This window comes from Thermococcus aegaeus, assembly GCF_055393685.1.
Window position 1 is genome coordinate 1,214,711 of record NZ_AP042464.1, and the last position, 24,285, is coordinate 1,238,995.

Consider the following 24,285-nt stretch of genomic DNA (forward strand, 5'->3'; position numbering starts at 1 on the left):
TCTTAATAAATGTTTCTATTTAGAAATAATTTCTAATTAGGAAAGCTTATAAAGTGTAGTGCACATTTAGAAAACATGTGGAAGGAAAAAGCAGTTCGGGTGCTCAGGAAGAGAGGATATAAACTTACTCCTCAGAGACTTAAGTTACTTGAAGTACTTGAAGAGCTGGGAGCCTCACACCCTTCCCTTAGTGAAGTTTTCAAGAAAATCAACGAAGAGCTCCCCACTATTAGCTTCTCTACCTTGTATTCTAATGTCGTGGCTCTAAAAGAACTCGGTCTCATAGAACTTTTTTCTGTTGAGGGGGAGACCAGAATTGAAGTCAACACCGAACCTCATGTGAATTTAATTGAAAATGGTGAGATAGTGGATCTTACAGATCCGGAAATTATTGAGTTGATCAAGGAAAAGTTAGGAAAAGAAATAAAGCTTGTTAACGTTCTAATTGAGAGCAGATGATTTTTGCTCTTCAATCAACCTCAAGGCTGAAGTCTTGGTAGTCCATCCATATTCCAGTCTTCATTACCGAATCGTATTGAGCCTTAAGGAGTTCATAATGTGCCTTTTCAACTTTCGCCAGCTCGTTGAAGATTTTCTTAACATTTTCATCCTCCGCCTCTTTTGCGGCTTTTTCATAGAACTCCCATGTGAGTTTTTCTTGCTCCATTCCCAGTTCTACGGCCTTGACTTCACTAAGCTCTCCCTCATACTTCGGGGTGAGCTTTTCCAAAAGTTCCTTATCAACCTGTGGCATTTCCGGTTTTCGAAGGAGCTTTTCTATAAACTTCTTCTCAAAAACATCCCAATGTTCAGCTTCTTCTCCAGCCAAAAAGAGAAACATCTTTTTCGCCCTTTCATCCTTTGCCTTCTTGGCCATCTCAATGTAAAACCTAAGCTCTGCCTTTTCAACTTCTAAAGCGAGTGCAAGGGCGTTGATTTCCTTCATTCAATCACCCCTTTAGATTTGGTTTTCTGGAGATATTAACTTTTTGATTTCTTCGAACACTTCCTTTGCGTGCCCTTTGGCCCTAACTTTTATCTTCTTCCAGACTATTTCTCCCTCTGGGCTAAGGATGAAGGTGCTCCTTATTGCTCCCTCGTATTCTTTGCCGTAAAGCTTCTTCTTTCCCCAGGCTCCAAGAGCTTTGTGGAGCTCTGCATCTGGATCGCTGAGCAGTTTAATCTTAAGCCCATGTCTCTCTTTGAATTTTCTGTGACTCTCCGGGGAATCCCGAGAAATTCCTATAACCTGAACTCCGAGCATCTCGAATTTCTCAATAAGCTCAGTGAACTCTTTTGCCTCTGTTGTGCAACCTGGAGTATTGTCTTTCGGATAAAAGTATAGCACAGTCCACTTTCCCTGCACAAAATCCCTTAAGGGAACCTCTTTCCCCTCTTCATCTATAACCTTAATGTTGAGATAGCTCATGTAACCACCAAAATTATTAGGACAACCTAATTCATAAGCTTTTCTCGCAAGGCTTTTTAAGGAAACAGAGGTAAACTTTTTGGGATAGGCCATGAAGATTGTAAAAATTGAAAAGCCGCTCTCGCTGAAAGAGGAACTTCTCAGATTTGTCTTCAGGGTTTACCAAGGAACAAATGGGGCTTATCCAGCACTGGAGTGGGTGGAAAATAAACCATCTCCCGATGATTTTGAAGGATTTAAAAGAGTTTATGAGCCTTTTCTTGAGTTCAGGCTTAGGGATGAGTTTGATGAGCTCTACGTTCTCCGCAATGAAGATGGGAAACTAATAGGCACTGTTGCTCTTGTTTACAACCTCGAGGGCAAAGAAGTATGGTGGGTGCCGGAGGAGATAAAAAACGAAAAAACTGGCCTCATCGAGTTCTTCATGGTCGATCCGTCTTACAAGGGCAAAGGCTATGGTTCAAAGCTCCTTGAATTTGCAGTTGAAAGGCTTAGAGAGCTCGGAAAAGAGGCATATGTGATAACCTTTCCGGAGCTTGAGGCTTATTCATACTACCTTAGGAAGGGTTTCAAAAAGCTTATGGATTATAAAGAGTTCGTGGTGCTGAAAAAAGAGAGTTAGAGGACATAGAGATAAAGTGCGAGCAGTATTTGAAGGGACAGGAGCAGAACTGCCGATAATGCAATCGTCTTGTGTGTGTTTCTCTCTATTTTCCTTCTCCAAAATAATCGCCCGCTCGCAGCCGCAAAGAGGACGTAGGCGTAGACGAAGAGGCCGAACCTGCCGTGGGCTGATGGAACTCCGCCAACTGTGTAGAGCATGTAGGCAACTCCCGCCGTGAGCAGGCCCACCGCCGAGTAAACGAAGTAATGGTGTACCCTACGTCTATGCTTTCTAGCGTAGTAAACCCCAAAGAGCAAGAGAAGGAGCGCCGTAACCTGAACTATCGCGTGAAGCTGGAACGGCTCCATTGGAGTCACCCATCGAGCTGTAACTTTCCATAACCCCTCGCTATATTATGTTTGGTGGTGAAGTTGTCTTCATTTGCTAATGCAAAGATGAAGTTAATCTCCTGCCCTGGAGTGAAGGCCTTGTCGTATTTATCTCCTGTGTTGAGCTTTCTCTTGAACTCAATTATTGTGTAGCCGTTCTCCTCTCTCCCCGCAAACTCTAAGATGTCATTAGTACCCCCGAGCTGTTCATCTGGCGGATGTGGCCCATATGTGCCGGTTGAGTAGGCGTCGATCACCACAGTATTTCCATCCTGCACCCACCCGAAGACCATGTCTGCATCCTTCATCTTATCGGTGGGCTCGAAGCCGATCGCCACCCAGCCGGTTGTTTTGCCCTTAAGGGCCATGTAGAGGTATTCATTATCGTTCCTCCAGTAAACAACGAGCTCCTCACCGGCAAGGGAAACCTCGTGAGCATACTCGTTTTCACCTATTACTCCATCTGCCCCCCACTCCCCAAGCTGGATTGGGGTGGTGGGGGTAGTTGTTGCAGGAGTTGTGGAGGGGCTTCCGTATCCACCTCCAGACTGCGTGCAACCGCTTAGAAACACCACTCCTACGAGGAACAAAACAACAAAACTTAGTTTTTTCAAATCTTTCATCCAATGTCACCTAATAATATTTCTGCCTTTAAATTATTTAAGATTTTCCATTTATGTAACATTTGTACCCAATTTGTATCCAAATTTTGTATCAATAATAAAAAATTCTTTTATATCTGAAGAACATACTGTTACATAGATATGGGGATGTTGAGAATGGACGTAAAAGTTTTGGGATTCCTTTTGGTGGGGCTCCTCATCGGGGCCCTCGCCGGATACGGGCTCGCGCCAAAGGGTGTGGACCAGGAAAAGTACAACGAGCTGGAGAACCAGCTCAGCGACCTCCAGAACAAGGTGAAGAACTACGAAAGCCAGATAGGTGACCTCCAGAAACAGCTCACCGACTATAAGAACCAGGTGAGCCAGCTTAAAGGAAGGGTCTACACCGTCAACATAGCGTACAAGGAAGGCATAGGCTATTATCTGGTGGACAAGGACGGAAGGGCGCTCTACTACTTTGCCAAGGACGTGCCCAACTCGGGGGAAAGCGCCTGTTATGGGGACTGCGCCCAGAAGTGGCCCGTCTTTTACGAGGAAGAGCTCAACCTCCCGACCGGGCTCAACAGGGACGACTTCTCGGTCATAACCCGCGAGGACGGAAAGAAACAGCTCACCTACAAAGGATGGCCTCTGTACTACTTCTTCAAGGATGAAAAGGCCGGGGATACGAACGGTGAAGGCGTTAAGGGCGTTTGGTTCGTTATGAAGCCCGACTACACGGTGATGATAGCTTACAAGGACGGTATAGGCACCTACTTCGTTGACTCAAAGGGAATGGCCCTCTACTACTTCGCGAAAGATGTAAACGGGACGAGCGTATGCTATGGAGATTGTGCCCAGAAATGGCCAGTGTTCGCTCCGGAAGAGGTTTCAGCCCCATCAACACTCAAGCCAAGCGACTTCAGTTACATCACGAGGGAAGAGGGCACCAAGCAGTTAACTTACAAGGGGTGGCCACTCTACTACTTCTTCAAGGATGAAAAAGCTGGAGACACGAACGGCGAGGATGTCAAGCACGTCTGGTACGTTATGAGGGACTACGACGTCATGATAGCCTACCAGCCCAGCGTCGGGACGTACCTCGTTGACGACAGGGGAATGAGCCTGTACTACTTCGCTAAGGACAGCGTTAACGTGAGCGCCTGCTACGGCGACTGCGCCCAGAAATGGCCGGTGTTCTACCGCGAGAACCCGGCGGCACCTTCGGTCATAGCGAACGACTTCGGCGAGATAACGAGGGACGACGGGAGCAAGCAGACGACCTTCAGGGGCTACCCGCTCTACTACTTCTTCAAGGACGAGAAGAGGGGAGAACTGATGGGGCAGGGCGTCAAGGACGTCTGGTTCGTTGTTGACCCCTTCAGCTTTCCGTGATCCCCCTTTAATTTATTATATCCCCGAGAAATAGGTTAATTTTATTAGGGGTGAGCACCAAATACTGAACATGGACAGAAGCCTCAGGAACCTCCTTCTCTGGTTACTGGTAGGTTCAAAAGGTGGTGGAACGAGAGTTAAGATTCTCAGGTTAGTTAGAAGGAAACCTTCTAACGTGTACCAGATCGCCAAGGAACTCAACCTCAACTACCGCACGGTAAAGTACCATCTTGAACTCATGCTTGAACACGGAATCGTTGAGAGGGTTGGCGAGGACTACGGGGCCATTTATGTCCTCTCTGAAAAAGTTGAAAAAAGTTGGAACGAAATTGAAAGCCTAATCGAGGTGAATGAAAAGTGATAGGACTTTACTGGAAAGTCAATATATTTATAGTGCTAATTGAATTAGTCTTAGCTCTCATGCTCCTCAGGAACTATTTAGGGATGAAGAATACAAAATTGGGGAAGAGACTCTTTGGAGTTTCCCTTGTTTTTGTGCTTCAGAGCCTTCTAGCTATGACCTTCTATGTCCAGTGGGCAAGCATGGGGTTTGGGAAAGAAGTTGCGGGACCTTTGATCCTGCTCTCACTTAGCGGGCTCTTTGGGGTTGGTCTGCTGTACTCAATTTCAAGGATGTGACGGATTTAAAAAGCCTCTCTGCCCTTTTCTATACACTTAATGGGCATGAATAATTCTACTTTAAAAACTTCGTTTTTATAAATAGAAAAGAAGGTTAAAAGCCTCAGAAATTGAAGTTTATGTCCTTCATAAGCTGGTCGTAGAGCTCCTCCTTATAAACATCGGGATACTGCATCATGTAGTCATAGTGCTTTTTAAGGATGTTAAAGTGTTGTCTCTCCATGTCGGCAAGCATGTTGAGCAAAACTTTGGTTTTTTCATTTGCTGCATAGTTTGCAAGTTCGTTGTAGAGCTTTTCACTCACAAGTTCAGCTTCCATGGCTATCTCATAAACTTCGTCAAGGTTGATATCTGGCTTTTTAATGGCTTCACTCATTTTTTCTGCAATAACTTTGAACTCTCCCATTATTTCAATTTCGATCTTTTTTGGTTCTTCTTCGCTCTCCTTAAACTTCTCGGCCATTTTCTCTATTATCTGTCTGTGCTTGTCTTCCTCCTTAGCCAGAAACAGAAGCTCGTCTCTAATAATATCGCTTTTTACAAGGGACGCCATCTTTTCATATGCCTCTTTTGCTTTTATTTCGGCATTTACGGCAATTTCAAAAACTTCCTTATCAGTTATCTCCATAGAAACCACCGATTATATATTTTCGTTAAGGTTATTAACGTTTTCGGAACTTTAATGATCCGTTTCTTGGAAAGTTTTTGGAATATAAAATTTCAGTTTGGTTAGATAAAACCTTTTATACTTGTTGTGCATTAGTATATATTGGTGATTATAAATGAACAAACTTGTTCGTAACAAAATTTTTGATGAGATCTACAGGATAGGGGAAGATGGTGTTCCAGAATTTAAAACCTACATTGCAGGACAATGGATTTTTGGAGAAAGCTTCTCTGAGGTTAAAAGCCCCATAGATGGCAGTATTATAGCAAGGGTTTCGAGGCTTAGCAAAGAACAAATCGAGAATATTCTTTCCACAGTTTATGAAAAAGGAAGGGAGGAAATAAGGAATTATCCCGGAGAAAAGAGGATAGAGAGCTTTTTAAAGGCGGCACAGTTAATGAGAGAGGCCTTTGAAGATTTCGTGAATGTTTTGATACTTGATGCCGGCAAGCCAAGGAGCAATGCAAGTGGAGAGACAAAAGCCACTATTGAAAGGCTCGAGAAAACCACTTTTGAGTCAAGGAGAATGCTTGGTGATTATATTCCAGGGGACTGGAGTGAAGAGACCCTTGAGAGTGAGGGAATAGTGAAAAGGGAACCCTATGGTGTTATATTGGCAATCAGCCCCTTCAATTATCCGCTGTTCATCTCAGCTACAAAGATAATACCCGCTCTCTTTAGTGGGAATGCAGTGTTGTTAAAACCTGCATCCGCAGATCCCCTTGCGGCACTCTTATTCATCAGGGTTTTAGAGCTTGCAGGCTTTCCAAAAGAGAGTTTTGCTCTACTCACAATACCTGGGAAGCTTATGGATGATGTGGTAAAAGACAAGCGTATAAGGGCTATAACTTTCACTGGCAGTACAGAGGTTGGAGAGCACATAATAAAAACCGGTGGAATAAAAGCTTACCATCTTGAACTTGGGGGCAAAGATCCTGCCATAGTTTTGGATGATGCAGATTTAGAGCTCGCAAGTGAAAAAATCATTAAGGGGATGGTGAGCTATTCTGGCCAGAGGTGCGATGCAATAAGGCTCATACTGGCACAGGAGGAAATTTATGAAGACCTCAAAACGAAGATTCTTGAAAAACTGAAAGGAATAGAGCCTAAAAACCCGCTGAAGGATGAAAATGCCGTAATGGGGCCGCTTATTGATGAAAATTCTGCGGATTACATTGAAGAGGTATACAGAGATGCCATAGGGAAGGGTGCAAAGCCTTTGACCGAATTCAAAAGAGAGGGCAACTATGTATGGCCAGTACTCCTTGAGGTCGATAAAGAAAAGGTCAAAGAGCTCAGAGCTTTTCAAGAGGACGTTTTTGGTCCGCTCACTTTGATTATTAAGGTCAAGGATGAAGACGAGGCAGTTGATATAGCGAATTCCTCTCGTTTTGGGCTGGATGCTTCTGTTTTCAGTGAGTGTGAAAGAAGGGCACGAAAAGTTGCGAGGAAGCTTGAGGTTGGGAGCGTATTCATAAATGAGTACCCGAGACACGGCATAGGGTACTATCCATTTGGAGGTATGAAGGACAGCGGTGTGGGGAGAGAAGGGATAGGCTATTCGGTAGAGCAGCTTACAACCACAAAAACGATAGTGCACAACTTTAAGGGATATGGAGTCTGGGAGTACCTTTGATTTTTCCCACTCTTTTGTTTTGAACTGAAAACTTTATAAGTTCGAAGATCTAATTTTTAACGCAAATTTTGAAGGTGATAGCTATGAGTGAGGAGTTAGTTTTTAAAGTATTAAAAGAAGCAGGAAGACCTTTAAAGAGCGCTGAAATAGCAGAATTGGCTGGAATTAACAAGAAAGAAGTAGATAAAGCAATTAAAAAGCTCAAAAAGGAAGGGAAGATAATTTCTCCGAAGAGGTGCTACTACGCTCCTGCTGAGTGATTTCCGTTTGTTTTATTAACCCTTAGGCATTTCATATTTTTGGTGGACGAAGATGGAGGAAATGCTGAAATTAGCGAGTAAATTTTACGAGGATGAATACAAAGATTCGGTTCTTTATGCTTCATTGAGTAGGGAGGAAAAAGATCCAAAGTTGAGGGAGGAATTTTTAAGACTATCTCACATAGAATCTAATCATGCAAAATTCTGGCACGACTTTTTGGCCAAAAGAGGGGAAAAACCTGAGAAAATAAAAATAGGCAGGCTCAGTTTCTTTTCCGTGAAACTGCTTAGAAAACTTCTGGGGCCAGGAACTGTTGTTTCTCTGCTTGAAATGGGGGAAAACTCGGCTATTCAAAAGTATTTCAGCTTTCTGACAAAATACAAGCTTAGCGAGGAAGAGAGGGAAGCAATTTCAAAAATAATCCTCGATGAACTTGAGCATGAGCGCTTTTTCTACGAGAGTAAGAAACGCTTCCATGTGGAAAATATAAGGGATTTTGTCCTTGGAATGAACGATGGTCTTGTAGAGCTTTTGGGAGCAGTTACGGGACTTTCGGCAGTTTACCTCCACAACCCGAAAATTGTAGGAATTAGCGGCTTGATAGTTGGGGTCGCTGGAGCCCTTTCGATGGGAATAGGGGCATTTATATCGGTAAGATCTCAAAGGCAGGTAAATGAGAGTGTAAAAGAGAGAATGGAAGTGCTTTTTAAAGTTTCTCCGGAGAGGGCGAGGGAAGAGTTGATAGAGAGACTTTTAGAGAGTGGCATGCCAGAGGAGGTTGCGAAAGAAGTTGCAGAAAGGCTCTCTTCTAATGAAAATGCAGTGATAAAACTTCTCGTGCAGGAAAGCAATGAGAATGAACTCCGTTCAGCTCTCTATACCGGCCTGGCTTATTTAACTGGGGTGGCCTTTCCAGTGTTGCCGTATTTTGTTGCTTCTTCTTCGTTATTGGCTCTGCCTTTTTCAATTCTCTTAGCCGGAACTGCCCTGGCAATAGTTGCGAGTGTTATCTCTATACTTTCGGGAATTTCAATAAGGAAAAAAGTCCTTGAAATGGTCTCCACTGGACTGGGTGCGGCTTTCTTGAGCTATCTCTTTGGAAGGCTGATGGAGAACCTGTTCCACATCTCAACTCTCTGAGCGGGCTATGAAAACTGGTATTCCAGAGACTTCGTCCACGAGTCCTTTGATTCCATAAACCTCTTCGAAAATCTCGGGCTTTAAGATTTCCTTTCCTCCATCTGCTATTATCCTGCCGTTTCTCATAAATACAAACCTGTCAGCAAAGCGTAGGGCCAAGTTAACATCATGCATAACTGCTATTGATACTTTCCCTGATCTTGCGAACTCTTGGGCTATTTTCATGACCTCAAGCTGGCTCTTTGGGTCGAGATTGTTTGTGGGCTCGTCCAGGAGAAGTACCTTCGGTTCTTGAGCCAAAGCTCTGGCAATGCTTACCTTTTGAGGAGGATTTCAAATTTTAGGTATCCCTCTCCTGTCACAGCGTGATATTTCCTGTGCACTTTGGGCACAGAATTATTCCTCATCCTTGGAAAAAGGTTAGCTTGGGCGTGCATCTCTTTTCCTAGGGTAAATTCCTCTAAAACCAGCAAAATAGTTTAAATTTCGTGTTGTTTGCTCCACTGCATCGTAAAGTTTATAAGTTGGCGTTGGCTTTAGTGTTATTGACGGGGGCGTGGTGTAGCCTGGTCCATCATCGCGGGCTCCAGAGGTGTGAAGACGAGCGGGTTTGCTGATTTGGGGGATGAGCCTTTGGAGCTCTGACCCGGAGAAACCCGCGGACCGGGGTTCAAATCCCCGCGCCCCCACCAATTTGTTCTGGTAGGAATTAGCGTTTAAAAATAAAAGCGATTTTTGCAGGCTCATTTCTTGCTACTTCATCATAAAAATCAGAAAGGAGAACGCTAATCATCGCCCGCTTTAGGGTTCTTCTTTCACAGTAACGAACGAAACCATAGTTACTGTTTGCCCGACACCCTTTATCTCTCTAAGCTTATCAATTACAACCTTTCCGATGTCCTCGGCTGAAGGAGCCCTAACCTTTATCAGAAGATCCCATTCTCCAGCAATTATGTGAACCTCATAAACTTCTTCAATTTGGGCAATCCTTTTAGCGACTTCCCTCTGCGTTAGTCCTGAATCAGGCTCATACCTAGCAAGGATGAATGCCGTAGTTCCTAAATTGAGCTTCTTGTAGTTGGGTTTGATAGTGAATTTCTCTATGATGCCCTCGTTTACGAGCTTTTTTATCCTGTAATGGACAGTTGTCCTTGGAATGCCGAGCTTTTTGCTTAAGCTGGCTATATTTTCCCTTGAGTTCTCCTTAAGCTCTTTTAGTAGTTTTAAATCAATTGTATCTAGTACTTCACCCATACAAATCCCCCGTAATTGTCAAATTTTCAATAAAATATCAGTTTTTATTGTCATTCAATCCTTTTTAAGATTTTCTTTTAGCCATCGTGTAAACTCCTTTAGAGCTAGTCCTCTGTGGGAGATTTTGTTTTTTTCCTCTATCTCCATTTCGGCAAATGTCTCGCTGTATCCTTCTGGTACGAATATTGGGTCAAACCCAAATCCCTTATTGCCGCGTTTCTCATTAATTATTTTTCCGTTCACAATTCCCGTAAATACGTGAAGCTCTCCATCATAGTACCCTATTACGCTTTTGAAGTATGCCCTTCTATCTTCAACTCCTTCCATGAGCTTGAGAATCCCTTCGTTTCCTAGGGTTTTGTAAACATAAGCTGAGTAAACTCCTGGAAATCCCTTTAAACTCTCAATAAAAAGACCAGAATCATCTATGAAAAATGGTTCAGCTATGTGCTCCTTTAACCAGTTTACCCCAAAGGCGACAACCTCCTCTAGAGTGTTTGCCTGTATCTCGGGATATTCTATGCTCTTCTGCACAACCTTTATGCCTAAAGGGGACAGGTAGTTTCTAGCCTCTTTAGCTTTTCCCTTGTTAGACGTTACAAACACTATTCGCATTGTTTTCACCTAAAGAAAAAAGTGATGAAAGATTAAAAAATTAATCTATAGTGTAACCAATTTTTTCAACAAGTTCCCTTCTCTCCTTCTTCTGTTCGCTGGTCTCAATTCTAGTTGCAGCTTTTCCATCTACTATTCCGAGAACAGAGCGCCCAAGTTCTGTTTCGGCCACTATAACCTGCATGGGGTTTTCACTTGCACCATAGACCATCGCAACTGCTGGATGGTTTTTTATGGTATTGAGTACGTTTATTGGAAAGGCATTTTTCATAAGTATTACGAACACATGACCCGCTCCAATCTTCAAAGCATTTTTTGCAGCCAACTCTTCGAGTTCTTTATCGTTTCCGGTGTATCTTGTTAGTTGTGGTTTTGCCTCGTTCATAGCAACCCCAAACTTTATCCCGGGAACCGCTGTGAGAAGAGCCCTAGCTAAGTCGTCAACGGTGAAGATTGAGAAGTTCCCCTGACCGATGATGCATTCTACCCCCTCTGGCTTTTCTACCTCTACAACCTCTATTTTGACCATTTCCATCACCATCCATTACTTAATTTTTCATACATAAAACTTTTTTGGACATTATATCCTAGAGGATGATCTAGCGGGCAGTACTCTAGGCCCATTATGTCACCAGAGGCATAGTATTCCAATGCTCTGCAATCGTGACATGTAGAGTTAAATGGACAAAATTTGCAGCCTTCTATGTCTCCTTTTCTTAGTTTCCAAAATCTTTTCAATCTCTGTTTCCTGAGTATCTGCTTTAGGCTCAGCTCTTTTACGCTCCCTACTACAAAATTCCGCAGAAGGGGACAGGGGAGAGCAAAGCCTTCCCAAGTTATAGCCAGAGTACCACTTAAACATGGATGGAAGGTACTGTGGGCTTTAAATGTTCTCTTAGCCTCCATTAAATCAAAATCCACTTTTCTCAGTGAGCCCGGAAAGAGGACATCAATATAAACTTCCCCAGGAAACGAAAAATCTTCAATATCTTTAATCTCATTTTCTTTAATCATGAGAAGTACAGCGTGAGCTTCCTCTATACTTTGAAGCTTTTTTATATTTTTGCTGGAGTATCTAGCTTCTACAATAAGCTTTACATTTGTGGGGAAAGATACTCTCTCGAAGTCTTCAAGCCTAACAACTGAATAAACATTTTCAATTGGAAGTGTTGCGGAGAAGCGAGAAAGATCTTCCAAAAGAGATAAATCATCGTAGTTTGTCAGGTAAAGGTCTTTACCAGAAATTATTGAGAACTCCCGTATTACATCTTTTATCAGCTCAAGTTCCATGGGGGTGTCCCGAAGGATAAACTTGTTGTTACCAATGCACCCTATTGATCTTGCTATCCCTTCAACTTCCGAAAACTCTCCTTTTCCTGATCCCAGTTGTATTATGAGTCTTTCGAGCTTTCCGGTATGCTCTCTTTCCACCCATGGTGGTTTTGCAAAGGTAACGATGTTTTGAGCCTTAGTAAAAGCTCCATCGTTACCACTTATCTCCATTCGATCACCGCTAATTACACAATAGATAAGCTTTATTAATTTTACTATTTTTTATTGTTTTTAAATTACAATAAATAATAGTCAAAAAGTAACCCTAATGTACCTTTTTGTCGGGTATTGCTTTTTCTCCTTCAATCCAGAAATCACCTTCATCAGTCACTTCTTTCTTCCATATCGGAACTCTCTTTTTCACTTCATCTACAGCCCATATGCATGCTTCAAATGCTTCTTTTCTGTGCTTTCCAGCGGCTACTATGAGAATTGTGTTCTCTCCAACTTCAAGATCTCCATAACGGTGCCATATGACCATGTCTACTATTGGGAATTTTTTTAGTGCCTCCTCTCGGATTCTTTTCATTTCTTCTATCGCCATTTCTTCATAGGCCTCATAAATGAGCTTTTTAACTCTCCTGCCATGGCTTTCGTTTCTAACTTTTCCAAGAAATATCGCAATTCCCCCACTTTTTGGGGACGAGACAAGTTCAACTGCTTCAGTTATGTTGAAATCTTCGGGCTTCTTAAACAGCCTAATCTTCAAGGTCGATCACCTCAAAGGAATTGTGCATTAGGTCAACAATGAGCAGTTTGTTTGCTAAGACTTCTCCTTTACCGGTTAGCAGCTTTATAACCTCTGCCGCTTGTATAGTTCCTATAACCCCGGCTGTTGCCCCTAAAATTGGGAACTTTTCTTTCTTCTTTGGCGGAATGGGAAAGATTTCTTTAAGACTTTTTGTTTTTCCTGGGATGATAGTAGTTACCTGCCCATAAAGGCTCTCAACTGCTCCGTGAACAAGGGGAATTCTCTTTTTATGGGCAAACTCATCCAGAAGATATCTTGTCTCGAAATTATCCAGACAATCAACTATAACATCAACGTCTTTGAGAATCTCCCCTATGTTCTCTCTTGTTAACTTTCCAGCAAAGGTTTCTATCCTTATATCAGAATTGAAGCGTTCGAGTTTCCATTTTGCAGAGATTGGCTTTGGATTTCTCCCTAAGTCCTCTTCCCAATGAAGAATCTGTCTGTTTAAATTGCTCAGTTCCGGGAGTTGTTCATCTATGAGCAAAAGATTTACCCCTGCAGCGGCCAAATAATATGCCACAGGACTCCCAAGTCCCCCAATACCTACAACGGCTACTTTGCTCTTCTTGAGCTTTTCTTGTCCTTCAACACCGAAAATTCTGATCTGTCTATCGTACCTTTCCAGTTCTTTTTTCGTTAACATATCATCCACCACTTGTGGGCGGGAATAGAGCTACAATATCGCCATCTTTTAATTCCTCATCAAAAGAAGCGTATCTGCCGTTTTTTGAAATATTTACATCTGCGTTATCATCATAGTCCTCACCAAAAATTTCCTCTTTAAACTTTGGGTGGAGCTCTTTTATCTTCTCAACAAGATCTCTTATCTTGCTTCCCTCTGGTAGGTCAATTTCCTCTTCTCCTGTTCCAGCTAGCTCCCTAAAGCGAGCAAAATATCTCACTTTTACCTTCATTATCCCACCATCTAAAATTATCGGTGTGTTTTATAAAAGGTTTGTTATAAAATAAAGTGCTTACCAAGGAACGCTCTTCCACTTTAGCTTATATGCCAAAACATTGGCTCCCCAATGGATGAACGGAGTTACAACAAGAAGGAACAGGACCTGTCCTGTTGTGAGAGTTTTTATTGGGTAACCTAAAACCAGCGCAGAAACTAAAAAACCCCATTGGTCGAGACCAACTGCTGGATAGCCCCTTTCCATACCTACCCTTCTCTTAACAAAGCTCCCAATCAAGTCTCCAAGAAGAGCCCCAAAAGAGAGTGCAAAGCCAAGTTTTAAGGCAACCGAAAACGAGCCATAAAAATCAGGCTTAATTTGATATTGAATAATCCCTATTAAAACTCCTGTAAAAAGTCCTCCAAAAAAGCCTCTCCACGTTTTTCCATCACCAAGAATCCTTTTTCCGTCAATAAAATTCTTTCCAAAGTCCATCGGCATTTTGCCTTTGAAAATTACTGGAGAGGCGTTTGCAAAATACGCTGGGAGAATATACCACAAAGCCTCGAGCAGTTCATTCATTTAACCACCGCCTTAATTAACCTGGGCTTGTTTTTAAGGGTTTTTACTATTTAGTTTTTCTTCGAGGCATTCTAGGAGGGCTTTCAATACTTGCTCGTCTTCATTCTTCAGGAAGATGTTTATGATTTTTTCTGTGATGGCATTTCTCTGAAGGGCAAATTCTATCCTCTGTTTGATTTTTTCTGCCTCTTCGCTTTTATCATTTTCTACTTCCCTTAATGCTTTCAAAAGGTTTTCTCTGGTTTGCTTTACATCTTCCTCTATTTTTTTATAATACGCCTCTTTTCTCCACTCTCGAATATTGTTTATTGCTGTGTAATATGCCTTTTTATCCCCTGGCTTTTTGATCCTTTTTACAAGCCCGATATTTTCCAAGAGCTTTAGTGCAGTACTCACATGAGAAAGCGAGTACCCTGTTCTCTCGGCAATTTCCCCCAGGCTTAGCGGTTCGTCTTCAAAGAAGAGCACGCCATATATGTATCCATAGAGTTCGCTTAATCCGAATTTTCTTGCGGTATTTGCAAAGTGCTCCATCATGATCTTTTTAGCTTCCTCAACACCCATGCCTACACCCCCATCTCCACAAGGTTTTTAAGACTTGAAGGCTATAAATCTTTCGGAAAGTTCCGAAAGTTCAGAGGTGAGATAATGCTTAAGACGCTCGCGAGAATAATAGTAAAATACAGGGTGGCATTTTCGTTGATAGCCTTGTTCTTACTGATTCTCTCTGGTTACGGAGTGCAGCTGCTGGAATTCGAAAGCGACCTTACTAAACAGCTCCCCCAGGATTTGCCGGCGGTGAGAGATTATTTGACACTCCAAAACGAGTTTCAAAGTGGAGACTCTGCGCTTATAATTGTCAAGATAGCCTCCATTGAAGAGGGAGGGGTTTATGATATTCGAGACCCCGAGGTGATAAAGTCAATCTACGAACTCGAGGAGCGTTTAAGGAGCCATGAATACGTAACGGATACAACAAGCATTGCGGACGTTTTTATTCAAATTCTTGGCAGGTTGCCTGAAAACGAAGAGGAAGCTAGATTTGTTTTGAATACTCTACCCCCAGAAGCCCTACAGGGATTGATAAGCTCTGATTATAGAACAACCATTATAATAGCTACTCTTACAGCGGGCTCTGGCTCTCAAGCGGTGCGGAGGGTTTATGAGGACATTGAGAGGGATATAAATGAGGTAAGGTTTCCAAAAAATGTGGAAGTTATTCAAACTGGAACAATTGGAATCACATATAGGATCCTGGGAATGCTTCAAGGTGATCTAAATAGGACAATGGTAATTGCCTTCCTGTTCGTGGCTTTTCTGTTAATCTACTTCTACAAGTCTGTTTTTAGGGCAATGCTTCCTCTGATACCTCTGATATTTGGTGTAACGATGACTCTTGGTTTTATGGGACTGCTTGGGATTCCAATAGACATGGTAACTACCGTAGTTGGGGCAATGATAGTTGGAATGGGTATTGACTACGGTGTTCACGTAACCAACCGTTATTTTGAGGAAAGGAAAAAGGGTAGAGGTATTGAAGAGGCTGCAGAAGAAGCTGTGGCAGAGACGGGGAAAGCCTTGTTAGGGGCAGCTCTGACAACCATAGCTGGATTTTCTGCATTAGGTCTATCTGTTTTGCCCTCTCTTCGGAGGCTGAGTTTTGTCTTAATAATGGGTCTCAGCTTGGCAGCCATAAACGCGGTTGTAATAACTCCTTCGCTTATAATGCTCTACGAGGATATTGTAAAGAAAATCAAGGGGAAACACGAAGTTCCTGAGATAAGAGCCCATTCAGGTTTTGTTGCTAAATCCTTTAACATCCTTGGCAGGATCATTAAGGGGCATCCGAAAACAACTCTGCTTATTGTGTCTCTGATGACTCTTGTGTTTCTTTATGGCTTAACTCAGGTAACAACGGAGGTTAGACTTGAGAAAATGATCCCCGAAGGTATACCTGAAATTGAGGCTATGAAGGATGTTAGATATGAATTCGGTGGCCAGGATGAAGTGAATTTAATAGTGAAGGCAGAGGACGTAAGGGATCCAACAATAGTGAGGGACATATACCGCTTTGAGCAGGAGATACTTGCTGACTCTCATTACAACAATGTCTTTGAGACCAACAGCATAGCGGATGTAGTTGTCAGAAAATACGGCTACATTCCCGAAGACAGGGAAAAAATAAAAGAAGCCATAAAAGAGGGAGGAGCTCCCATAAATGAAGACTACTCGATGACTCTAATCCAAGTAAGGGGTAACTTCGGCGGGGTTAGACCGGACGACTTTAGGGCTATTATGCACTATTTTGAAGAGCAGGCAAAAAGTGCAGACCTTCCTCCAGGAGTTGAGATAAGACCTGCTGGAGATTTGTACTTGAACTACGTTTTAGATGGTCTTACAAATCAAGAGCTCGGCAAGATATCCACCTATGGTAGCATTCTTGTTGTGCTGGTAGTTATACTGCTCTTCAGAAGGCCGCTAGTTTCAATTGCAATGATACTGCCAATGTTCCTTGGTGCCCTTTGGACCGTTGGCTACATGGGGCTCGCAGGCATACCTTTCACTCAAACTTTAGCTGGGGTTATTTCGATGATAGTTGGTCTTGGAGTTGACTACGGAATGCACCTTACCCACAGGTTTTTGGAAGAACTTAGAGAGGGCAACCCATATCCCATAATCTCCGCCCTTGAAGGAGTTGGCCCTGGAATCTTGGTTGGAGCATTGACAACAGCTGGAGGGTTTTTAGCTTTGCTTAGTGGAGAGCTCACTGCAATACACGACTTCGGAAAGACCTTGGCCATAGGAATCTTCGCTTCAATGTTTGCCGCTTTCACGGTAACACCTGCTTTACTCCAGCTGTTTTATGGAAAAAAGATAAGAGGTGAGGGAAGATGAGAAAACATTTTGGACTTATATTGGGGCTGTTGATTGTCATGAGCAGTTTTAATCTTGTTATGGCTGAGGAAGAGCTTCTCTTTGAGGGTTACCTCAACAAAGGCGACTCAATACTTGTAGGTCCCCTTGTAGTTGTCCTCCAGGATGTCCAGAAGGATTATATAGAAAACGAGTACAAGGCTATGATACTCATTATAAAAGACAACAAGGTACTTAACATGAACTATACCTCTTTTAAGGTCCCCAATCCAGAAAAAATACAAGGGCTCCTCACAAACACTACATTCCTCTACGCAATGGCAGAAACTCTCGGATACAACACAACGAATCCCATAGAGCTTGCTCAATTCTATTTGTGGCTTAGCAATGCATCCCAAGAGGAGATTGTAGATGCGGTGTTCAAGACTGTTGAAGAGCATCCCGAATTGGGCATCTCAAAAGAAGACCTTCTCATGACGATCACTTACCCCAATATAACCCTTATAGGCGAAAATGAGACCGTAGAAGTTGAAGTTGATGGGGAAAAGGTATCCATTACTGCCCTTCAGATTTATCCAAATGGTGCAAGAATAAGCATAAGCGGTCCTTCTGAGTGGAAAGCCTCGATGATACCAGCATATCTCACGGCATGGGCTGAAACTCCGAAGAAAGTTAGGCCGGGTGATGAAATTACTGTCAAAGTTCATATAAAGAACGAGGGAGCTTTAAAAGCAAAGTTTATCACGGTAGTTGTGTCTCCAACCCCTGTTTCTTTTGCTCCCTCGGGGGGAGGGACAGGTGAGGTAATAGCTCAAGTTGCATCCCAAAGCGGAGCTGTGCAGAGTGTTCTTTTGCCTGTAGATAGTGCGGTGAGGTACATAGAGTATTTGGATGGAAAAGAAGAGAAAGTTGTTGAATTCAAGTTCAAGATAAATGAAAACATTGATCCGGGTATTTACCCTCTCTACATTTCACTTGCATATCACGTGCAGAGGGGAGAGAATCTGCAAATGCTGCAAGGCTTTGATTATTTCTCTATAACTGTAATTCGAGAGGGAGAGGCGACTTTTGAGGTAGAGAGTATTGAAAAACCGGAAATAGTTCACCCAGGGGAAGATTTTGAGATAACCATTGGTCTTAGGAACCTTGGCTTCGAGCCTGCGAAGGAGGTTCTAGTTGATCTTTCACCATCACTAGAATTTCAGAATGGGGCTATATTAATCGATAACACAACAAAACAGCACTTTACTTATGTAATAAACACCAACAAGGTTATGGAGTATACGTTCAGACTTCACGTAAGTGAAGATGCCTCTACTGGAAGCTATCCGATGCGGTTGAAGGTTTCGTACTACAGCGGTGATTCAAAGGATCAAAGAGAGCAAACATTTGATTTTTCAATCCAAGTTGTGAGAAGAAATCAAGCCTTTATTGAAATTGAGAGTGTTGAAATGGATCCGAAAGCAATAGAACCTGGAGACGAGTTTGTGCTTAAAGTAAAAGTGAAAAACGTTGGGGATGAGACGGCAAGAGCTTTTTCCTTCAGAATAGAGCCAAGTGAAGTAACTGTCCCCGGAGAAGTTACAAAAGTTGATCTCTCCTCTCTTCAGAATCTCCCGATACAGGGAAGTCAAAGCATAAGTGAAAACCTCCAAGTTGCTATAAACCAAATAATGGAACAGCTCGCTAGGGAGAACATTGATGCTTTCCTGCCTGTTGGGGAGGACAACATAAAGTACTTATCCAAATTGGGTCCAGGAGAAGAGAAGATTTTTGAGTTTCGCTTAAAAGCAAATGAAAGACTTGAAAACGGTATCTACCCCCTAAAGGTTTCGCTGGAGTATCTGAGCACGCCAAATGATGAAAAGCTAACGGACGATAGGTTAATTGGTGTGCCGATTCTCGGCAGGGAGCATATTATAATTTCAAAGGTTTCAACATCTCCGAGCAGGGTTTTGGCTGGAACGAACAACGTAGAGATAAACTTCGAAGTAGAGAATATCGGTAGTGGGAGTGCTCGTTATGTAATTCTAAAACCAATGCCTGAGGACCCATTTGAGTTAAGTGAAACAAGCGAGCAAATAATAAACCTAGGTACCCTAAGACAAGGAGACTCAGCAAAAGCTAGCTTCAAAGTAAACGTCAAGGAGGGGGCAAAAGGAGGAACATATGAGATTCCAGTAAAAATAGAATACAAGGACTCGTCAGGCAATGCTAGGGAGGACATAATCAAGGTACCGATAATAGTGAATGAAAAACCAAAAATAACTGTTGAGAAAGTCAGTTTTGATAAAACACCTATGCAGGGTGAAGAAGTACTCTTGTACATAAAGGTCAAGAATATCGGCGGGGAACAGGCTGAGAATGTGATAATAGAAGGCGTTGTAAAAGCTGATCAGCCCTTTACACTATCAAAAAGATCCGATTACATTGGAACTCTTGATCCGGGCAAAGAGGGGGAAGGCGTTTTGGAGTTAAGTATAGCAAACAATGCCATCCCCAAAGATTATGTGATTCAGGTAAGGATAAGGGCAGTTGGCGATAAGGAAAGTGGAGACGACAATGTATACGTCTTTGAGGAATCAATTACGGTTCCCGTTAAAGAAAATACAAATACAAAAAGAAACCTGAGAACCGTTGGAGTGCTTGTTGGGATTCTAGCTTTAGTAGTAATCTTATGGACGTATTGGAGAGGGAAAAAAGGTGGCAAACCCTTTTAAGCTTTTAATTCTTTCAATTTTTAGGTGGGAGCTATGGGAATAGGCAAGATACTTGGAGTAATAGGACTCATTGTGTTTCTTTGGGTAGCTTACTTGGGTTATACGCTAATTACTTTAACCCCCCAAATAAGAGCCGAATGGGGATATGTTGATGAGAACACGATCGAACTTGACGTAACAGTATATTTTGGTAAGTCTCTTCCAGTCTCGGCAAATATTAAGGAAGCAGATTTGTACTGGGCAGGAATAAAGGTGGGCACACTGAAAGACCTAAAAATTGGATTCTTAAAGGACAGTGCAAGAGGAGTGCTTGTACTCAAAAACAGAGAGATCGTTGAAGCCCTAAAGGAACACATAAGAAATGGGGAGCAGAGTGATATTGAGATACAAGTAAGGGGTTCAATATTTGGCATCCCCATTATAAGGGGAAGTTTCTCGCAGCCACTCGAGACTGACTTGTTGGCCTATATCAGCAACATAACGATAGAAAGCTCTGGGGACTTGATCAAGACTCCTGCAGTCGAAGGGATGCCATCTAAATGGGGAAAAATTGATGAAAATGGAATTGAGATCTTAAGCGATGTAAAGCTTTACAATCCTAATCCTTTCCCTCTGCCACTTTTTGGGGTCAAATATTATATAGATGCCAATGGATATCAAGTAGCACAAGGGGAACTCCTTGAGAAAGTCATAATTCCAGCAAATGCCAGGGGGACGGCAAAAATAAGAACGATAGTTGATACAAACATCCTTCCAAAGGTAATTGCAGAACACATAAAGAGGGGAGAGAGAAGCGAGGTAACCTTAAAGCTCACCCTGACTGTGAAGGTGCTCAACCGAGAAATAGAGATGCCGCTCCCAGAAATCAAGAAGAGGGTTGAGACGAACATAATCGAACAATTGAATTTGATTCTTAGATGACCTAAACCTTTAAATTTTCCCTTCTATTTTTCCTTAGAGGTGGGAATTATGAAAATGATTGAAATTCACAATCATCTAAACAAAATCTGGAGTGAGATTTTTAAGTTAAACGAGATGCTGGGAAAAAAGCTCAAACCCCTTGGCTTTAAAGTCGAACCGGTAGAAGAGGTCTTTAATGCATATATCTTTCTTGAGGGTGAATGGAGAGAGATGCTCTACCCACACCCTGCTTTTGAGATAAAGCCTCAGGGAGAAGTAGGGGCGACAATTCAAAGCTTTTATTTCGTTTTTGGAATTCCTAAGGAAAAAATAACCAAAGAATTTGTCGTCGAGTTTCTCAAAAAATTTCCGCAGAGTTATATTTATGGGACGGAGAACTTTTTGGAGGATATTTACAATCATCACTTCCCCAGAAACCCCGATGAAGTTTATGGGGAGATAGAAACAAGTCAAGAGCAGGTTTTTCAGTTTGAAGTTGAGGCCAAAGATGGCCAAGATGTTGAGAAGAAGCTCTTTGAATTTATAGAATTGGCAAAGAAGTATAAAGTCCTCGAGCTTTAGGTGGTTCCATGTACAGGGAAGCTTTCCCAGAAGAGTTACAAAGGTACTATTACAGCCTTTTTGGAAGTGAAGCGGAGGAGATAATGAAAAAGCTGAGGGAGCCGGTAGAGAAGTATTACATAAGGGTCAACACGCTTAAGATAAGCAGGCAGAAACTCATAGAAGAGCTTAGAAGAGAAGGGTTAAAACCAAAAAGAAGTCCATACCTCGAAGAAGGAATATATTTTGAGAGGGAAGGGCCGAATTTTCCTGATGATTACGAGCCCAAGTTACCAAAAGTTGTTGCAAATAAATTTGCAGCGGAGAGCGTTTACCAGGGTGCTCAGCTCTATGCTCCAGGTGTACTAAAGGCCGATAAGGGGATAAAAGAAGGGGATGAAGTGCAGATCAGAGATCCAAAAGGACTTCTTGTGGGTATAGGAATTGCGAGGATGAATGCTAAGGAGATGATTGTATCCACGAGGGGAATAGCCGTTGAAGTAACCCTCCCTAAATTCAAGCTGCCAAGTCTGAACGAATTAAAAGCCTATGAAAAGGGCTACTTCTACGCCCAGAGCCTTCCTTCTATGCTCGTTGCTCACATTTTGGAACCAGAGGAAGAAGACCTTATAGTTGATATGGCAGCTGCTCCGGGAGGGAAAACTTCTCACATAGCACAACTCCTCGAAAACAGGGGAGAAATAATAGCAATAGACAAATCAAAAAACAGGCTTGCTAAAATGGAGAAAGAACTCGCTAGACTTGGGGTGAAAAATGTTAAACTTATTCAAATGGACTCGAGGAATCTGCCGGATCTTGGAATTAAGGCCGATAAAATTCTCTTGGATGCTCCATGCACGGCCCTAGGGGTAAGACCAAAGCTCTGGGAGAGCAGAACACCAAAGGACATTGAAGCAACGGCAAGATACCAGAGACATTTCATAAACGCTGCAATAAAAAGCCTTAGAAAAGGTGGAGTGCTCGTTTATTCCACATGCACCTTAAGCTACGAAGAAAATGAAGGGAATGTGCTGTATATGCTAAAGAAGGGGCTAAAGCTCGAGGAGCAGAAAATTTTTATAGGCTCACCAGGATTGGGAATAAGGGAGGTACAACGTTTTTACCCTCATAAGCACCTCACTCAAGGCTTCTTCATTGCAAAACTAAGGAAGGTGAGCTGATGAAAAAAAGGAACTCTCTCATGATCTTTGTTGGAATTGGAGTTATAATAGCCCTTATATGGTGGGCGGGGATAGAAGAAACGTTGAAGCTTGTGATGGAGGCTAAATTGGAATATTTTCTCTTGGCATTGCTTATGCAGATTCTCGCAACCCTTGCATGGGCTTTTAGATGGAGAATATTTCTAAAAAGAGCCGAAGTGAGGGTTCGAATAAGAGACATTATAATGGCCACTATGGTTGGAATATTCGCGAACAACCTAACTCCCGGTGCTAGGGCAGGAGGGGAGCCAGCCAGAATGTATGTGATAACCAAAAAGTCCAATAGCGGCTATGGCCAGGTTTTTGCAACTATAATGGCAGATAGGATTTTGGATGTTATCCCAGTTCTGCTTTTTACCCTTGTTGCGTTCAAGTATGCCCTCTCGTTAAAGGTAAAGCTTCTGCTCTCTGTTCTTTCCATCTCAACAGCAGTGCTTCTTTTGATAGTGATTATAAGCCTCTTGATTTCTTTGAATGAGAGTTTGGCCTTTAGGGTGCTTAACAAAATAGCGGCGCTTATAAAACGTATATTTCCAGAAAAGTTTGTAGGAATAGAGGAAACGCTTGAAGAAAAGCTTAAGAAATCCATAATGGACTTTAGAAAGACTTTCCTGGAGCTTTCCAAAGACCCCATTGTATTGGGCAAGACCTTATTCTATTCCCTAGCCCTATGGGTATTCATGCTCCTTAGGACTTATTTTGTCTTTGAAAGTATCGGATACCCACTTGAGATACAAAAAATTCTAATGGTTCAAATGGCCGGCATTGCCCTGGGGATGATAAGCATCCTTCCCGGAGGAGTTGGAATAACGGAGGCGGTTAATTCGGCCCTCTATCTCAGCCTGAAAATTGATAAGAGCTTGGCCGTTACCGCGACGATCTTAGATAGGTTTATATCCTTCTGGCTACCAACAATTATTGGAGGAGGATTGAGCGTTTATCTTGGTACAAAGCTAAGCAAGGGTAGAGCGTGAGATCATGAAGTTTGGGATAGCCGCTCGAAGAGATCGTGAAGAGGCTTTAAAGCTTGCCTATAGGGTATATGACTTTCTCAAAGTGAGCGATTACGAGGTTTACGTTGATGAAGAAGCCCATGAAAATTTTCCCCATTTTTCCCCTGAAGATGTGATCCCCCTCGAGAAAATGGATGTGGATATGATGATAGTCATTGGAGGGGATGGAACTGTTTTGAGGGTGGAGCACAAAATTCCTAAAGATGTCCCCATTTTGGCAATAAACATGGGTACTTTGGGCTTTTTGGCTGAAGTTGAGCCTGCTGAAACTTTTTTTGCAATTTCGAGGGTTCTTGAGGGGGACTATTTTATAGATGAGAGGATGAAAATCAGGACTTTTGTTGAAGGCTTTAACAACATACCGGACGCACTTAACGACGTTGTAGTTTTAACTGGAATTCCTGGCAAGATAACTCATCTCAAATACTACATCGATGGAGAGCTTGCCGAGGAGATAAGGGCTGATGGGTTAATAATTTCCACCCCCACCGGTTCAACCGCTTACGCCCTTTCAGCTGGTGGTCCTTTAGTTGATCCTCGCTTGCACGCCATTCTTCTAGTCCCATTAGCCCCAGTTGCCCTTACTGCAAGACCTCTTGTTGTACCAGACTCTTCCTCGATTGAGATAGAGGTATTGACGGAAAGAGAAATTATTCTCACCGTTGATGGGCAGTTTTACACTCAACTACCTCCCCATTTGAGAATAAGAATTGAGAAATCTCCTAGAAAAACAAAGTTTGTAAGGTTCTCGAAGAGAATCTATCCAAAATACACCCTAAAGATAAAGAAGAAGTTTTAA

The 24,285-nt window shown here is 42.5% G+C and carries 29 protein-coding genes, 1 tRNA gene and 1 pseudogene; 16 read left to right on the forward strand and 15 right to left on the reverse strand.

Annotated elements, in window-relative coordinates; translation table 11 throughout:
* Nucleotides 1-75: 75 nt before the first annotated feature.
* Complete coding sequence (locus ACZ5NL_RS06575; protein WP_464841481.1) at nucleotides 76-459, forward strand: transcriptional repressor; 384 nt, start codon at nucleotides 76-78, stop codon at nucleotides 457-459.
* Nucleotides 460-469: 10 nt separating this feature from the next.
* On the opposite strand, the gene ACZ5NL_RS06580 is transcribed toward ACZ5NL_RS06575, so the two are convergent.
* A complete protein-coding gene (locus ACZ5NL_RS06580; protein WP_464841483.1) occupies nucleotides 470-946 on the reverse strand; it encodes a ferritin family protein in 477 nt (158 codons plus the stop codon).
* 12 nt (nucleotides 947-958) lie between these two features.
* Nucleotides 959-1,429, reverse strand: coding sequence for a peroxiredoxin (locus ACZ5NL_RS06585; RefSeq protein ID WP_464841484.1), 471 nt, complete (start codon nucleotides 1,427-1,429; stop codon nucleotides 959-961).
* 91 nt (nucleotides 1,430-1,520) lie between these two features.
* Here ACZ5NL_RS06585 and ACZ5NL_RS06590 point away from each other — a divergent pair, with 91 nt between their 5' ends.
* Nucleotides 1,521-2,051: a GNAT family N-acetyltransferase gene (locus ACZ5NL_RS06590; protein ID WP_464841486.1), complete on the forward strand. Its 531-nt coding sequence runs from the start codon at nucleotides 1,521-1,523 to the stop codon at nucleotides 2,049-2,051.
* Here the strand turns inward: ACZ5NL_RS06590 and ACZ5NL_RS06595 are convergent.
* Together ACZ5NL_RS06595 and ACZ5NL_RS06600 are read right to left on the reverse strand one after the other, a co-directional pair.
* The gene (locus tag ACZ5NL_RS06595; RefSeq protein WP_464841487.1) at nucleotides 2,048-2,401 is read right to left on the reverse strand and encodes a hypothetical protein; all 354 of its coding nucleotides are present in this window, start codon (nucleotides 2,399-2,401) and stop codon (nucleotides 2,048-2,050) included. The two genes, ACZ5NL_RS06590 and ACZ5NL_RS06595, sit on opposite strands and share 4 nt — an antisense overlap.
* Before the next feature lie 5 nt (nucleotides 2,402-2,406).
* A complete protein-coding gene (locus tag ACZ5NL_RS06600) occupies nucleotides 2,407-3,045 on the reverse strand; it encodes a DOMON domain-containing protein (RefSeq protein WP_464841488.1) in 639 nt (212 codons plus the stop codon).
* A 141-nt stretch (nucleotides 3,046-3,186) separates the two neighbouring features.
* Between ACZ5NL_RS06600 and ACZ5NL_RS06605 the strand changes: the two genes are divergently transcribed.
* The 3 genes from ACZ5NL_RS06605 to ACZ5NL_RS06615 all read left to right on the forward strand — a co-directional run bounded on the left by ACZ5NL_RS06605 (nucleotide 3,187) and on the right by ACZ5NL_RS06615 (nucleotide 5,058).
* Entirely contained in the window at nucleotides 3,187-4,419 is a 1,233-nt protein-coding gene (locus ACZ5NL_RS06605; protein WP_464841489.1) for a hypothetical protein, read from the forward strand.
* A 70-nt stretch (nucleotides 4,420-4,489) separates the two neighbouring features.
* Nucleotides 4,490-4,780 carry an ArsR/SmtB family transcription factor gene (locus ACZ5NL_RS06610; protein ID WP_464841491.1) on the forward strand — a complete coding sequence of 97 codons (291 nt, stop codon included), beginning with the start codon at nucleotides 4,490-4,492 and terminating at the stop codon, nucleotides 4,778-4,780.
* Nucleotides 4,777-5,058, forward strand: coding sequence for a hypothetical protein (locus ACZ5NL_RS06615; protein WP_464841492.1), 282 nt, complete (start codon nucleotides 4,777-4,779; stop codon nucleotides 5,056-5,058). The genes ACZ5NL_RS06610 and ACZ5NL_RS06615 overlap by 4 nt, the downstream gene beginning before the upstream one ends.
* A 103-nt stretch (nucleotides 5,059-5,161) precedes the next feature.
* Here ACZ5NL_RS06615 and ACZ5NL_RS06620 read toward each other — a convergent pair whose 3' ends face one another.
* Entirely contained in the window at nucleotides 5,162-5,686 is a 525-nt protein-coding gene (locus ACZ5NL_RS06620; RefSeq protein ID WP_464843364.1) for a ferritin-like domain-containing protein, read from the reverse strand.
* A 154-nt stretch (nucleotides 5,687-5,840) separates the two neighbouring features.
* Here ACZ5NL_RS06620 and gapN point away from each other — a divergent pair, with 154 nt between their 5' ends.
* The 3 genes from gapN (at nucleotide 5,841) to ACZ5NL_RS06635 (ending at nucleotide 8,762) form a co-directional block, all read left to right on the forward strand.
* Nucleotides 5,841-7,361, forward strand: a complete 1,521-nt coding sequence (gene gapN / locus ACZ5NL_RS06625) for an NADP-dependent glyceraldehyde-3-phosphate dehydrogenase (RefSeq protein WP_464841494.1) — start codon at nucleotides 5,841-5,843, stop codon at nucleotides 7,359-7,361.
* Between the two features lie 83 nt (nucleotides 7,362-7,444).
* Nucleotides 7,445-7,621 (forward strand): MarR family transcriptional regulator, encoded by a 177-nt coding sequence (locus ACZ5NL_RS06630; protein WP_464841496.1) that lies wholly within the window; start codon nucleotides 7,445-7,447, stop codon nucleotides 7,619-7,621.
* Between the two features lie 52 nt (nucleotides 7,622-7,673).
* Nucleotides 7,674-8,762: a VIT1/CCC1 transporter family protein gene (locus tag ACZ5NL_RS06635; protein WP_464841498.1), complete on the forward strand. Its 1,089-nt coding sequence runs from the start codon at nucleotides 7,674-7,676 to the stop codon at nucleotides 8,760-8,762.
* Here the strand turns inward: ACZ5NL_RS06635 and ACZ5NL_RS06640 are convergent.
* Nucleotides 8,751-9,086, reverse strand: a pseudogene (locus ACZ5NL_RS06640) (ATP-binding cassette domain-containing protein); the annotation flags it as partial. The gene ACZ5NL_RS06635 and the pseudogene ACZ5NL_RS06640 sit on opposite strands and share 12 nt — an antisense overlap.
* Nucleotides 9,087-9,312: 226 nt before the next feature.
* On the opposite strand from ACZ5NL_RS06640, the gene ACZ5NL_RS06645 reads away from it, so the two are divergent.
* Nucleotides 9,313-9,454: transfer RNA gene (locus ACZ5NL_RS06645), tRNA-Trp, on the forward strand.
* A gap of 109 nt (nucleotides 9,455-9,563) precedes the next feature.
* Here the strand turns inward: ACZ5NL_RS06645 and ACZ5NL_RS06650 are convergent.
* The 9 genes from ACZ5NL_RS06650 to ACZ5NL_RS06690 all read right to left on the reverse strand — a co-directional run bounded on the left by ACZ5NL_RS06650 (nucleotide 9,564) and on the right by ACZ5NL_RS06690 (nucleotide 14,762).
* Nucleotides 9,564-10,016: an Lrp/AsnC family transcriptional regulator gene (locus ACZ5NL_RS06650; protein ID WP_464841500.1), complete on the reverse strand. Its 453-nt coding sequence runs from the start codon at nucleotides 10,014-10,016 to the stop codon at nucleotides 9,564-9,566.
* Between the two features lie 54 nt (nucleotides 10,017-10,070).
* A complete protein-coding gene (locus tag ACZ5NL_RS06655; protein ID WP_464841502.1) occupies nucleotides 10,071-10,631 on the reverse strand; it encodes an XTP/dITP diphosphatase in 561 nt (186 codons plus the stop codon).
* Nucleotides 10,632-10,671: 40 nt separating this feature from the next.
* Nucleotides 10,672-11,160: an adenosine-specific kinase gene (locus ACZ5NL_RS06660; RefSeq protein WP_464843366.1), complete on the reverse strand. Its 489-nt coding sequence runs from the start codon at nucleotides 11,158-11,160 to the stop codon at nucleotides 10,672-10,674.
* A gap of 5 nt (nucleotides 11,161-11,165) precedes the next feature.
* Nucleotides 11,166-12,134 (reverse strand): SPASM domain-containing protein, encoded by a 969-nt coding sequence (locus ACZ5NL_RS06665; RefSeq protein ID WP_464841504.1) that lies wholly within the window; start codon nucleotides 12,132-12,134, stop codon nucleotides 11,166-11,168.
* A gap of 94 nt (nucleotides 12,135-12,228) precedes the next feature.
* Entirely contained in the window at nucleotides 12,229-12,672 is a 444-nt protein-coding gene (locus ACZ5NL_RS06670) for a molybdenum cofactor biosynthesis protein MoaE (RefSeq protein WP_464841505.1), read from the reverse strand.
* Nucleotides 12,662-13,360, reverse strand: coding sequence for a ThiF family adenylyltransferase (locus ACZ5NL_RS06675; RefSeq protein WP_464841506.1), 699 nt, complete (start codon nucleotides 13,358-13,360; stop codon nucleotides 12,662-12,664). Before ACZ5NL_RS06675 ends, ACZ5NL_RS06670 begins: the two co-directional genes overlap by 11 nt.
* 1 nt (nucleotide 13,361) lies before the next feature.
* Nucleotides 13,362-13,631 (reverse strand): ubiquitin-like small modifier protein 1, encoded by a 270-nt coding sequence (locus tag ACZ5NL_RS06680; RefSeq protein ID WP_464841508.1) that lies wholly within the window; start codon nucleotides 13,629-13,631, stop codon nucleotides 13,362-13,364.
* A 60-nt stretch (nucleotides 13,632-13,691) separates the two neighbouring features.
* Nucleotides 13,692-14,198 carry a CDP-2,3-bis-(O-geranylgeranyl)-sn-glycerol synthase gene (locus ACZ5NL_RS06685; RefSeq protein WP_464841509.1) on the reverse strand — a complete coding sequence of 169 codons (507 nt, stop codon included), beginning with the start codon at nucleotides 14,196-14,198 and terminating at the stop codon, nucleotides 13,692-13,694.
* Nucleotides 14,199-14,231: 33 nt separating this feature from the next.
* Complete coding sequence (locus ACZ5NL_RS06690; RefSeq protein WP_464841511.1) at nucleotides 14,232-14,762, reverse strand: GbsR/MarR family transcriptional regulator; 531 nt, start codon at nucleotides 14,760-14,762, stop codon at nucleotides 14,232-14,234.
* Nucleotides 14,763-14,846: 84 nt separating this feature from the next.
* Here ACZ5NL_RS06690 and ACZ5NL_RS06695 point away from each other — a divergent pair, with 84 nt between their 5' ends.
* The 7 genes from ACZ5NL_RS06695 to ACZ5NL_RS06725 are packed head-to-tail and all read left to right on the forward strand — an operon-like array spanning nucleotide 14,847 to nucleotide 24,285.
* The gene (locus tag ACZ5NL_RS06695; RefSeq protein WP_464841513.1) at nucleotides 14,847-17,093 is read left to right on the forward strand and encodes a hydrophobe/amphiphile efflux-3 (HAE3) family transporter; all 2,247 of its coding nucleotides are present in this window, start codon (nucleotides 14,847-14,849) and stop codon (nucleotides 17,091-17,093) included.
* Entirely contained in the window at nucleotides 17,090-19,792 is a 2,703-nt protein-coding gene (locus tag ACZ5NL_RS06700) for a COG1361 S-layer family protein (RefSeq protein ID WP_464841515.1), read from the forward strand. The genes ACZ5NL_RS06695 and ACZ5NL_RS06700 overlap by 4 nt, the downstream gene beginning before the upstream one ends.
* 33 nt (nucleotides 19,793-19,825) lie before the next feature.
* Nucleotides 19,826-20,713 carry an LEA/WHy family protein gene (locus ACZ5NL_RS06705; protein ID WP_464843368.1) on the forward strand — a complete coding sequence of 296 codons (888 nt, stop codon included), beginning with the start codon at nucleotides 19,826-19,828 and terminating at the stop codon, nucleotides 20,711-20,713.
* A 48-nt stretch (nucleotides 20,714-20,761) separates the two neighbouring features.
* Nucleotides 20,762-21,274: a DUF3201 domain-containing protein gene (locus tag ACZ5NL_RS06710; RefSeq protein WP_464841517.1), complete on the forward strand. Its 513-nt coding sequence runs from the start codon at nucleotides 20,762-20,764 to the stop codon at nucleotides 21,272-21,274.
* 8 nt (nucleotides 21,275-21,282) lie between these two features.
* Nucleotides 21,283-22,434 (forward strand): NOL1/NOP2/sun family putative RNA methylase, encoded by a 1,152-nt coding sequence (locus ACZ5NL_RS06715; RefSeq protein ID WP_464841518.1) that lies wholly within the window; start codon nucleotides 21,283-21,285, stop codon nucleotides 22,432-22,434.
* Nucleotides 22,434-23,447, forward strand: coding sequence for a flippase-like domain-containing protein (locus ACZ5NL_RS06720; protein WP_464841519.1), 1,014 nt, complete (start codon nucleotides 22,434-22,436; stop codon nucleotides 23,445-23,447). The genes ACZ5NL_RS06715 and ACZ5NL_RS06720 overlap by 1 nt, the downstream gene beginning before the upstream one ends.
* Before the next feature lie 4 nt (nucleotides 23,448-23,451).
* Complete coding sequence (locus tag ACZ5NL_RS06725) at nucleotides 23,452-24,285, forward strand: NAD(+) kinase (RefSeq protein WP_464841520.1); 834 nt, start codon at nucleotides 23,452-23,454, stop codon at nucleotides 24,283-24,285.

Bases quoted from the DNA above. Each gene is read 5' to 3' on its own strand.
- ACZ5NL_RS06575 (WP_464841481.1), top strand. From the start codon at position 76: ATGTGGAAGGAAAAAGCAGTTCGGGTGCTCAGGAAGAGAGGATATAAA.
- ACZ5NL_RS06580 (WP_464841483.1), bottom strand. From the start codon at position 946: ATGAAGGAAATCAACGCCCTTGCACTCGCTTTAGAAGTTGAAAAGGCA.
- ACZ5NL_RS06585 (WP_464841484.1), bottom strand. From the start codon at position 1,429: ATGAGCTATCTCAACATTAAGGTTATAGATGAAGAGGGGAAAGAGGTT.
- ACZ5NL_RS06590 (WP_464841486.1), top strand. From the start codon at position 1,521: ATGAAGATTGTAAAAATTGAAAAGCCGCTCTCGCTGAAAGAGGAACTT.
- ACZ5NL_RS06595 (WP_464841487.1), bottom strand. From the start codon at position 2,401: ATGGAGCCGTTCCAGCTTCACGCGATAGTTCAGGTTACGGCGCTCCTT.
- ACZ5NL_RS06600 (WP_464841488.1), bottom strand. From the start codon at position 3,045: ATGAAAGATTTGAAAAAACTAAGTTTTGTTGTTTTGTTCCTCGTAGGA.
- ACZ5NL_RS06605 (WP_464841489.1), top strand. From the start codon at position 3,187: ATGGGGATGTTGAGAATGGACGTAAAAGTTTTGGGATTCCTTTTGGTG.
- ACZ5NL_RS06610 (WP_464841491.1), top strand. From the start codon at position 4,490: ATGGACAGAAGCCTCAGGAACCTCCTTCTCTGGTTACTGGTAGGTTCA.
- ACZ5NL_RS06620 (WP_464843364.1), bottom strand. From the start codon at position 5,686: ATGGAGATAACTGATAAGGAAGTTTTTGAAATTGCCGTAAATGCCGAA.
- gapN (WP_464841494.1), top strand. From the start codon at position 5,841: ATGAACAAACTTGTTCGTAACAAAATTTTTGATGAGATCTACAGGATA.
- ACZ5NL_RS06630 (WP_464841496.1), top strand. From the start codon at position 7,445: ATGAGTGAGGAGTTAGTTTTTAAAGTATTAAAAGAAGCAGGAAGACCT.
- ACZ5NL_RS06635 (WP_464841498.1), top strand. From the start codon at position 7,674: ATGGAGGAAATGCTGAAATTAGCGAGTAAATTTTACGAGGATGAATAC.
- ACZ5NL_RS06650 (WP_464841500.1), bottom strand. From the start codon at position 10,016: ATGGGTGAAGTACTAGATACAATTGATTTAAAACTACTAAAAGAGCTT.
- ACZ5NL_RS06655 (WP_464841502.1), bottom strand. From the start codon at position 10,631: ATGCGAATAGTGTTTGTAACGTCTAACAAGGGAAAAGCTAAAGAGGCT.
- ACZ5NL_RS06660 (WP_464843366.1), bottom strand. From the start codon at position 11,160: ATGGTCAAAATAGAGGTTGTAGAGGTAGAAAAGCCAGAGGGGGTAGAA.
- ACZ5NL_RS06665 (WP_464841504.1), bottom strand. From the start codon at position 12,134: ATGGAGATAAGTGGTAACGATGGAGCTTTTACTAAGGCTCAAAACATC.
- ACZ5NL_RS06675 (WP_464841506.1), bottom strand. From the start codon at position 13,360: ATGTTAACGAAAAAAGAACTGGAAAGGTACGATAGACAGATCAGAATT.
- ACZ5NL_RS06680 (WP_464841508.1), bottom strand. From the start codon at position 13,631: ATGAAGGTAAAAGTGAGATATTTTGCTCGCTTTAGGGAGCTAGCTGGA.
- ACZ5NL_RS06685 (WP_464841509.1), bottom strand. From the start codon at position 14,198: ATGAATGAACTGCTCGAGGCTTTGTGGTATATTCTCCCAGCGTATTTT.
- ACZ5NL_RS06690 (WP_464841511.1), bottom strand. From the start codon at position 14,762: ATGGGTGTTGAGGAAGCTAAAAAGATCATGATGGAGCACTTTGCAAAT.
- ACZ5NL_RS06695 (WP_464841513.1), top strand. From the start codon at position 14,847: ATGCTTAAGACGCTCGCGAGAATAATAGTAAAATACAGGGTGGCATTT.
- ACZ5NL_RS06700 (WP_464841515.1), top strand. From the start codon at position 17,090: ATGAGAAAACATTTTGGACTTATATTGGGGCTGTTGATTGTCATGAGC.
- ACZ5NL_RS06705 (WP_464843368.1), top strand. From the start codon at position 19,826: ATGGGAATAGGCAAGATACTTGGAGTAATAGGACTCATTGTGTTTCTT.
- ACZ5NL_RS06710 (WP_464841517.1), top strand. From the start codon at position 20,762: ATGAAAATGATTGAAATTCACAATCATCTAAACAAAATCTGGAGTGAG.
- ACZ5NL_RS06715 (WP_464841518.1), top strand. From the start codon at position 21,283: ATGTACAGGGAAGCTTTCCCAGAAGAGTTACAAAGGTACTATTACAGC.
- ACZ5NL_RS06720 (WP_464841519.1), top strand. From the start codon at position 22,434: ATGAAAAAAAGGAACTCTCTCATGATCTTTGTTGGAATTGGAGTTATA.
- ACZ5NL_RS06725 (WP_464841520.1), top strand. From the start codon at position 23,452: ATGAAGTTTGGGATAGCCGCTCGAAGAGATCGTGAAGAGGCTTTAAAG.